The 8,108-nt window shown below is 38.9% G+C and carries 8 protein-coding genes; 6 read left to right on the forward strand and 2 right to left on the reverse strand.

The features are described from left to right. The first annotated feature begins 26 nt into the window (after positions 1-26). The 5 genes from DI53_RS09105 (at position 27) to DI53_RS09125 (ending at position 4,958) form a co-directional block, all read left to right on the forward strand. Complete coding sequence (locus tag DI53_RS09105; protein WP_037497949.1) at positions 27-1,064, forward strand: hypothetical protein; 1,038 nt, start codon at positions 27-29, stop codon at positions 1,062-1,064. Between the two features lie 29 nt (positions 1,065-1,093). Next, on the forward strand, positions 1,094-2,200 hold the full coding sequence (locus DI53_RS09110) for a clostripain-related cysteine peptidase (protein WP_052072247.1): 1,107 nt from the start codon (positions 1,094-1,096) through the stop codon (positions 2,198-2,200). 41 nt (positions 2,201-2,241) lie between these two features. Beyond that, a complete protein-coding gene (locus DI53_RS09115) occupies positions 2,242-2,796 on the forward strand; it encodes a hypothetical protein (RefSeq protein WP_037497951.1) in 555 nt (184 codons plus the stop codon). Between the two features lie 290 nt (positions 2,797-3,086). Next, positions 3,087-4,208, forward strand: coding sequence for a sensor histidine kinase (locus tag DI53_RS09120; protein ID WP_037497953.1), 1,122 nt, complete (start codon positions 3,087-3,089; stop codon positions 4,206-4,208). A gap of 45 nt (positions 4,209-4,253) precedes the next feature. Further along, entirely contained in the window at positions 4,254-4,958 is a 705-nt protein-coding gene (locus tag DI53_RS09125) for a LytR/AlgR family response regulator transcription factor (protein ID WP_052072250.1), read from the forward strand. A 274-nt stretch (positions 4,959-5,232) separates the two neighbouring features. Here DI53_RS09125 and DI53_RS09130 read toward each other — a convergent pair whose 3' ends face one another. Continuing rightward, positions 5,233-5,691, reverse strand: a complete 459-nt coding sequence (locus DI53_RS09130; protein WP_037497955.1) for an Lrp/AsnC family transcriptional regulator — start codon at positions 5,689-5,691, stop codon at positions 5,233-5,235. A gap of 149 nt (positions 5,692-5,840) precedes the next feature. Between DI53_RS09130 and DI53_RS09135 the strand changes: the two genes are divergently transcribed. Next, a complete protein-coding gene (locus tag DI53_RS09135) occupies positions 5,841-6,896 on the forward strand; it encodes a PLP-dependent cysteine synthase family protein (RefSeq protein WP_037497958.1) in 1,056 nt (351 codons plus the stop codon). A gap of 194 nt (positions 6,897-7,090) precedes the next feature. Here DI53_RS09135 and DI53_RS09140 read toward each other — a convergent pair whose 3' ends face one another. After that, entirely contained in the window at positions 7,091-7,816 is a 726-nt protein-coding gene (locus tag DI53_RS09140; RefSeq protein ID WP_037497960.1) for a 3-keto-disaccharide hydrolase, read from the reverse strand. Positions 7,817-8,108: the final 292 nt, after the last annotated feature.

The following is an 8,108-nucleotide window of genomic DNA, read 5'->3' on the forward strand; positions in this document are numbered from 1 at the left end:
GCTGCAAACTATAATCTTTAAGTCCAATGAGAAAATTAGTAATGTTTCTGATCATCGCCCTGTTTGGGTCATGTGTCAAAAATTCATTAGTGGAAATCGAGCGGAATCAAGAAGGTGCTGAGATCCTGAGGCGAGATCTTAAAAACGAGACGAGAAAGCTTTCGTCGTTTATTGACAAGTATACCAAAACGTCCAATATGGTCAAGAGCTCTCACAACGGTGCTCAACTTTCTATGCAGGGAATAGTTTCTGGGTATATAAGGCAAGAGCTATCTCATGTTGAGGCTTTAGCAATCGATCAATATGTTGTTGAAGTTTCTCCATATTTCAATGCGTTTGCGACATCTAATCAAATGCTCCCTCTTCTTAGCGAAGCACCGACGCAGCAAGCCGCCACAACTTTGATCAAAACAAACCTTAGGCAATCAACCAATTTGACCGAAGTTGTTCCGTCCAATGATAACAAGTTAAAAGACGTGATCACTAGTTTGCACGGAGAAATTAACGATGAGATTGAAAATGATATAGTCAACGCTTACTTAATTGAAGATGAAAATATGTCAGTGGCGCAAATTGAGAGGTTGTACGAATCACATGTTGCTACTATCAAAGACAAAGTGTCTAGCAAAATTATCAATTTCAATAGCGCACTGCTCGTTAATTCCCGAGGGCTAACTCGACAGCAGGTCAGCATGGTCGGAGTTACGGGAATGGTAGCTTTGGAGGCAATTGATGATGCAGTCTTGATGGAAAATTTGGAAGAAATGGTCTCAGCAAGTTTAGTATTTGATGAATCAATTTCTATAGTAGTGTCGAAAGGCTTATTCAAGAAAATAGGTAAATTCTTTACGAAGGTCATAAAAACGGTAGCTGTTGTGGTAACATACGTTGCAGTTGCTGCGATAACAGTTTATAACGCTGCTCTTACTATAACAGAATCTGGTTATTCTTCAGGAAGTGCAGCCTTTAAAACTTTGCTCGGTGCAGGTGCAATGGCAAACTTAGCTACCTCTTGGAAAAAATCTTGGAAATGGGTTGGATGGGATAATTGGAGTAAATGGTAGTTCTTTATCGAATCTATAGCACCTTTTTTATGTCCCATAAAAATTATTTATTGCTGGCATGCCTTATTTGTACCTTAAGTTGCAAAAAGGCAGACGTTGCCTCGGATGACGAGGATAGAAATGCCATTTTTGTATATATAGCAGCAAACAACGACCTGAAATACTCCGCCATCCGTAGTGTAGATCAGATGGAAAAAGCTTATCGACGGGAAGATGGGGACCTTATTGTTTTCGTAAAAACGGACAGATTCAGTTCTTATATCTTAAAAATCAAACCAGATAACAATGAGGGGGTCATTGCAAGTGACACTTTAAAAACATACAAAAGCCAAAATTCCTCTTCGTTAGATTTTATGAGAGAAGCTTTCAAGGACATGAGTTCATTTACTTCAGCTAAAAGATACGGATTAATAATGTGGTCGCACGCTACGTCTTGGCTACCAGAGTCCAAAAGAGTTCCGACCACCAAATCTTTTGGCTACGATAGGGGCGAGGAGATGGATTTAAAGGATCTGAAAACTGCCCTGCCTAAAAATCTGAAATTCATTCTTTTTGATGCGTGTTATATGGCTAGTGTTGAAGTCGTGTATGAGTTACGAAAGAATGCGGATTATATAATCGCATCAAGCTCTGAGGTTTTAAACACTAGCTATCCGTATGATTTAATCTTAGGCGATTTGTTTTCCGGCAATCTAACAAAGGTCTGTCAAAAATTTTACGATTACTATAACAGTAAAACGGGAATTAAACAATCAGGCACGGTGTCTTTGATCGATACGGAATATCTCGAAGATTTAGCTTTTGAAACAAGAAGGGTTTTCAAAAAATCAGATCGGCGAGACATAAATAGCTTATCAGGAGTTGCGCAAGACTTTAATTTTGTAAAATCTATTGATTTGGGATTATACGATTTCTGGTCACTAATACGAAACAATTACGCTCAGATTGGGCTCGTTGAATTGGAAAGTGCCCTAAATAAGTGTGTGGTTTATAAAGCTCACACTGAATACTTCCTTAATTTTCCAATAATCGAATCTTCAGGACTTACATTATCACTTATTAACCAACCTTGGTTGCTGGATTATTACACAACTTTAGATTGGTATATTGATAGTGGAATGGATAACATATACTAGATATCACTGTAATAAGGTAACAAAAACTTAAAATAATATGTATGACGGCGACGAATAAAATCATAGTGGGGATGGTATTCCTTCTCATTTCCTTACAGAGTCACGCGCAAAGAGCATTAGAAAAAAGAAATGGGACATTCAACCTCAACTACCAATTCAATTTCACGGATGACAGTGAAACAAAGAATAATGCTTCAAGCGGACAATCAATTGTAGTAAATAGATCCTTTACGATTGATCGATTGCTTTCGCTAGCCCCTGCTGTGAACTACACCTTTTTACAAGATTATAAAAGAGCGCATAACTTTAGTCTTGGTGCTGATGCGTTACTTTATCCACTACATTTAATTTCAATTTTGAAAGAGGAAGATTACGATCCTGTTAAAGATAAATATTTTATGTCTTTAGGGTATTATAAAACACTTAATAATGGTGGTATCAATTCAATTTTCAATATGAATTTTTATGTGTTTACCTTTGCTATTGGTAATCAGCTAAAAATTTCGCCCACCATCGGTGCATCATTTTATAAACAAAAAGAAAGAGATATAGAAGATTTGAACTTTTACAATATAGGTTTAAATTTCCGCTTTTAAACGACTATTAGGATGTCGTCATCGCTCTAAAGTGATACGGAAGGTAGACTTTATCCTCTGAGTTTCGAGATGAATATGGTGAAGGTATATACCCGGTCAGCACACAAATCTAGATTTCTTGCTTTTATAATCTGTAAATTATATTATCCATATCGATAAATGTGCTATTAAGTCTAACCAATTTCAATCTTCATTTAGTTTGAGGTGTTTTTGTGTTCTTCGGTGATGTTATTTATATATGTAAATGATATTTATTAAATTTAGTGGGATTGGCTAATTAATATTCGATAATGGCTCACTTGACTTCCCTTTTTTTTAACTATACACCGACAGCACGTGTTATCACTCATGTTTTGTTTTGGGTTGCCATGTTTGCTGTATATTTAGCGTTCTATGACACATATGATAAGGATTATGCTTGGATACTAGCATCAAAAGATCTTATAGCAGTGACAGGTATTTTCTATACGACGTCCTATATAGTCATCCCAAAGTGGTTAATGAGAAACAAGCTATTTCTATGTTTAGCATGGTTACTAATAATCTATCTTTGGTGGGCTTTGCTATCATACATCTTCTTTTTGGGCTTCGACCTATACGTTGATCAGATGAGCCCAAGTCTTCAGCAATTTATTACCCTTGCCTTGAAGATGGGGATGTTTGGTCCTATAAAGGCAGAATCAATGTCCACGTATATTTTGGATTTTGTGTATTTAATTTCACTTCCTATGGGGATTAAATTGATAGAGGCAATGATCAGTGAACGACAACAGAGAACGGAGTTGGAAATGAAGAATGCAGAACTGGCATTAAACAATGTTCAGCTCGAATTGGATTTCCTAAAATCCCAGATTAATCCCCATTACCTTTTTAACGCCTTAAATAATATCTTGATATTAATGAGTAAAGATGTTGATAAGGCGATTGATTCGCAGAGGCATTTGACAGGCATATTGGAATACTTAGTTTATGATAGCAGTCGGTCAACTGTTTCTCTCGAGGAGGAATTTAAATTTCTAAGGAACTATATCGAATTAGAGAGGATACGCCTCAATCCAAATACACCGGTAGAAGTTTCCATAGAGGCCGATGCTATCAACTATACTGTAGTTCCATTGATCGTATTTCCTTTTCTTGAAAATGCTTTTAAACACGGACCATTAGCAAATGGCAAAGAAGCAAGTTTGAGGATCATTGTGCACGCCATTAACGGGCTGTTGTCGGTGAATATCTCAAACGGCTTTAAAAAAAAGCAAAAACCGATAGGTTACAAGGGGGGATTAGGTATCGCAAATGTCCGTAGAAGACTTGATCTCAATTATCCAAATAATCATACATTGGTGATAGATGATAGGCAAGGTCGTTATTTGGTGCTTTTAACTATGCGATTGGAAAGGTATGACTTTCGTTGAAAAAAACGAAACACAAAATTTTGATCTCCGATACTTTTTGATGTTATGGAAAAAATAAAGACTATAATAATAGAAGATGAGCCCCTAGCGAGAGATCATTTAAAAGATTTGGCCTCACGTAATGTCGCGCTGGATATTATTGGAGTATACGAGTCCCCTCAAGAATTGCAACGTAGCGCTATTTGTGAATCAATCAGTTTGATTTTATCTGATATCCAAATGCCGCATATGGACGGTGTGACATTTTTGAAATCCTTGGAGAACCCGCCATTTTTTATTTTTGTTACAGCTCACCCTGAGTTTGCTCTTGAAGGATTTGATTTGGACGTGATAGATTACATTCTAAAGCCGACTTTGACGGTGGAGAGATTGTCTAAGGCTATTGAAAGAGTTAAAACGGCTATAAAATACCAGAGGAGCGACTTTAGGCAAGATATTTTAAAATTTAAAGACGGTCCGACAACTGTCTTCCTATATCCCACAGATATTCTTTTTATCCAATCATGGGGTGATTATATTAAAATTACAACCCATGAAGAAACAGTAGTGGTAAAGTCTACCCTAAAGGCCTTGGAAGATATTTTGCCTGGAGATTCTTTCGTTAGGATACACAGGTCTCATATGGTTCATATTGCTCAAATTAGAGCCGTGGATGCAGTGAGTGTAAGACTCAAAACTGGTCAGAAATTTGATATTGGATTACAGTATCGAGATTTTTTATACAGTAAAATAGGTATGCCATTAAGGTAGCTGCAACATTTTATTTCAACAAGACTAACTGCCAACCCATCTTTAGTGGCATCGATTGTCTTGAACTACAGGGGCCTATGTCAGTGGTGCGAAAGGTAGTTGTCCTGTTGCTTTGAGCTGTCGTGCCGCGATGGCGAGGAGATCAAAACTGATCCATAGTTTTTTCTGAGAGAAAATCAGTTGATCCCAAAATGGGCGGAGCTATTTTGTATGAATCTTAAACAATTCATTGCTACGGAGCAAATTCCATAGTTCGCAGCATGGTGGTTCGCTTCTATATCGGATAAGCCGTCTCGTTCTTCGTTTCGGAAAGAACAAAGTATGTCTGTACCGTGTTTACTTGAGGAAGGACGGCCAGCTTGTGACGTAAGAAAATATGGTACGCCTCCATATCCTTTGTGGCGATGCGTAGCATAAAATCATAGGATCCCGCCATTTGGTAACATTCCATCACTTCCGGAAATTTCGCTACGTCACGTTCGAATTCGTTGAGCACTTCGGCAGTATGCGCTTTTAAGAATACCTGAGAGAAAGATATCAGATCAATGCCCACAAGTTTGCGGTCGAGTATGGCCACCGTTCGTTTGATGTAACCATTTGCTTTAAGCTTCTTGACGCGTTCGTGTACTGCCGCAATTGACTTATTTAAATGGTAGGAGAGCTCCTTATTGCCGAGCGAGGCGTCCTTTTGCAATAGCCGCAATAGTTTCATATCAACCAGATCCAACTCCATAAGATGTTTTTTTGATTAATATCAAAAATACGAATGAAAGCTGTAAAAACTTCAGTTGAAAATGTTTTTACGATAAAATTTCTTGAAGATATACCCCTGTATTGAATATTATATTGAATAGAATCAATTTTGTAAGATATTTTTATACAATGATTGCATCGGAAATTAGCGCTTGTCTTTCGCCAAAGCTCGACGATAAATTTAAACATCTTTGGTGTTTGGTTGGTAACACCCCTATGTTGGAATTGCACTACACCTTCCAGGGTAAAGCCCGGCAGATTTACGTAAAATGTGAGCATTACAACTTGACTGGTAGTATTAAGGATAGGATGGCGCTGTACATTCTTTATAAGGCTTATTTACATTGTGCAATCCGCCCAACGGATATGATTGTGGAGGCGACGAGTGGGAATACCGGTATTGCGTTTTCCGCCATTGGCAAAGCTTTGGGTCATCAAGTAAAAATCATCATGCCAAATTGGTTGAGCAAAGAACGCATCGATATTATCAAAAGTATGGGAGCTGATATCCAACTGGTCAGTAAAGAGGAAGGTGGTTTCCTAGGTAGCATTCGCTTAAGCGAAGAGCTTGCTGCAGAGGGTGGAGTGTTTTTGCCGAGACAGTTTGAAAATCAATACAATGCGGAAGCGCATGAGCTGACAACCGGACATGAAATTGTCGAACAATTGCGCGTCATAGGGAAATTGCCAGATGCCTTTGTGGCCGGAGTCGGAACTGGAGGAACGGTTATGGGGGTCGGAAATCACCTACGCAAGATAAATCCGTTTGTAAAAATTCACCCGCTAGAGCCAGCAGAGAGTCCAACCTTAACGACCGGATATAAAGTTGGTTCTCATCGCATACAAGGTATATCGGATGAGTTTATACCTGCTCTTGTGAAACTCGATCAATTAGATGACGTTATTCAGGCCTCTGACGGTGATTCGATATTGATGGCTCAAAAGCTGGCGAAGCAGCTAGGCTTGGCTGTGGGAATATCTTCTGGTGCTAACGTCATCGGAGCTATCAAACTGAAAGAGCGATTGGGGGAGGATGCAACAGTTGTTACGCTGCTGTGTGATGATAATAAAAAATACCTCAGCACTGATTTGGTGAAAGATGAGCCCAGCAAAGATGGCTTCGTTACTACAGTTGTTGATTTCCAGGAGTTTCATCCCATTAGCCGACTTACAAGGCCTTTTTGACAAGTCAAAAGTGATAAGTTAAAATTCAAAAGTGAGAAGTGATAAGTCAAAAGTGGCGATAAAAAGGATTCTTAGATGGAGGCTTGTGAGGTATATAGATTTGTTGTTTAGTGTTTAAAACAAAGAGCAGCCTGTGAAGGTTGCTCTTGCTGTTTCTTTCCCTGTGTCAAGTGTGGAATCTTCCGCTAGTAATACTAAAGGCGGCGGATCTTAATATTTCGGAACGCCACGCTGTCCGTGTGGTTCTGTAAAGCGATCCTTCCTGATGGGTATGTTGCAAAGGCAGGGTAAGCCTTCATGCCGCTAGTCTTTACCATTTGTTTGAACTCATCGTTCCTTGTCTCACGTTCAAAGGTCAATTTGTTGTTAAGCCAAAAACTTACTTTACCATTTTTTTGTACAATCCGGCTACTGTTCCAATTGCCATAAGCTTCGGGTGATGAGTTTTGTCCGATGCAATCCACGGCATAGAGGCATCCTGCCCAGTGTGTAGAGTCTGTTTGGTGACGGGCTTCGGCGTTGCTATTATCCAGCAGTTGCATTTCCAGTCCTGTAGCAAACGTTGCTGCATATATACTGTCCTCATTGACGTTAATAAATACACCGCTATTGCCTCCCTTGGTCACCTTCCATTCCAATTCCAGATCAAAATCTTCGTAAACACTATCCGTTACTAGATCACCAAATATGCCCTCCTTTTTGTGGGGATCACAAACCAGCTCGCCGTTGTTGGCCGTCCATTTTGAATCGATGTCGCCTTTGTTGTAAAGATGCCATCCATTTAGCGACTTTCCATCGAAAAGTAAGCTCCATCCAGCCTCCTGCTCGTCGGAAGTAAGTTGGTTTTGTTGGTTCTGAGATGGCGTGCATGCCATAAAAAACAGACTAATACATAACATGCTGCTCAATATTTCTTTCATAGTGCCGATGTTTAATGATTACGAATATAGGGTTTGTTATTGAGTATTGCGTAGTGAGTATAGCGTAGTGAGTACTGCGTACCGAGTAGTGCGTAGTGAGTATTGCGTGTAGCGTAGTGAGAAAGATGTCAGTATTTAGTACTTCGTATGTAGAACTGATACTGGATGCAAATTCTACTACTTTTCATTTTTACTTTTAAATTTTTACTTTTTACTTTTTACTTTTGAATCTGTAGTCATTTGCCTTCGCACTATCCAATAAGGATGCAACAAAAGTAAGCGACGGGGTTTT

It is taken from the genome of Sphingobacterium deserti, from assembly GCF_000757725.1.
In the GTDB taxonomy this organism is placed as follows: Bacteria; Bacteroidota; Bacteroidia; order Sphingobacteriales; family Sphingobacteriaceae; genus Sphingobacterium; species Sphingobacterium deserti.

Excerpts from the sequence above, each read along its gene's own strand:
- DI53_RS09135 (WP_037497958.1), top strand. The coding sequence starts at position 5,841 with ATGATTGCATCGGAAATTAGCGCTTGTCTTTCGCCAAAGCTCGACGAT.
- DI53_RS09125 (WP_052072250.1), top strand. The coding sequence starts at position 4,254 with ATGGAAAAAATAAAGACTATAATAATAGAAGATGAGCCCCTAGCGAGA.
- DI53_RS09110 (WP_052072247.1), top strand. The coding sequence starts at position 1,094 with ATGTCCCATAAAAATTATTTATTGCTGGCATGCCTTATTTGTACCTTA.
- DI53_RS09115 (WP_037497951.1), top strand. The coding sequence starts at position 2,242 with ATGACGGCGACGAATAAAATCATAGTGGGGATGGTATTCCTTCTCATT.
- DI53_RS09105 (WP_037497949.1), top strand. The coding sequence starts at position 27 with ATGAGAAAATTAGTAATGTTTCTGATCATCGCCCTGTTTGGGTCATGT.
- DI53_RS09140 (WP_037497960.1), bottom strand. The coding sequence starts at position 7,816 with ATGAAAGAAATATTGAGCAGCATGTTATGTATTAGTCTGTTTTTTATG.
- DI53_RS09120 (WP_037497953.1), top strand. The coding sequence starts at position 3,087 with ATGGCTCACTTGACTTCCCTTTTTTTTAACTATACACCGACAGCACGT.
- DI53_RS09130 (WP_037497955.1), bottom strand. The coding sequence starts at position 5,691 with ATGGAGTTGGATCTGGTTGATATGAAACTATTGCGGCTATTGCAAAAG.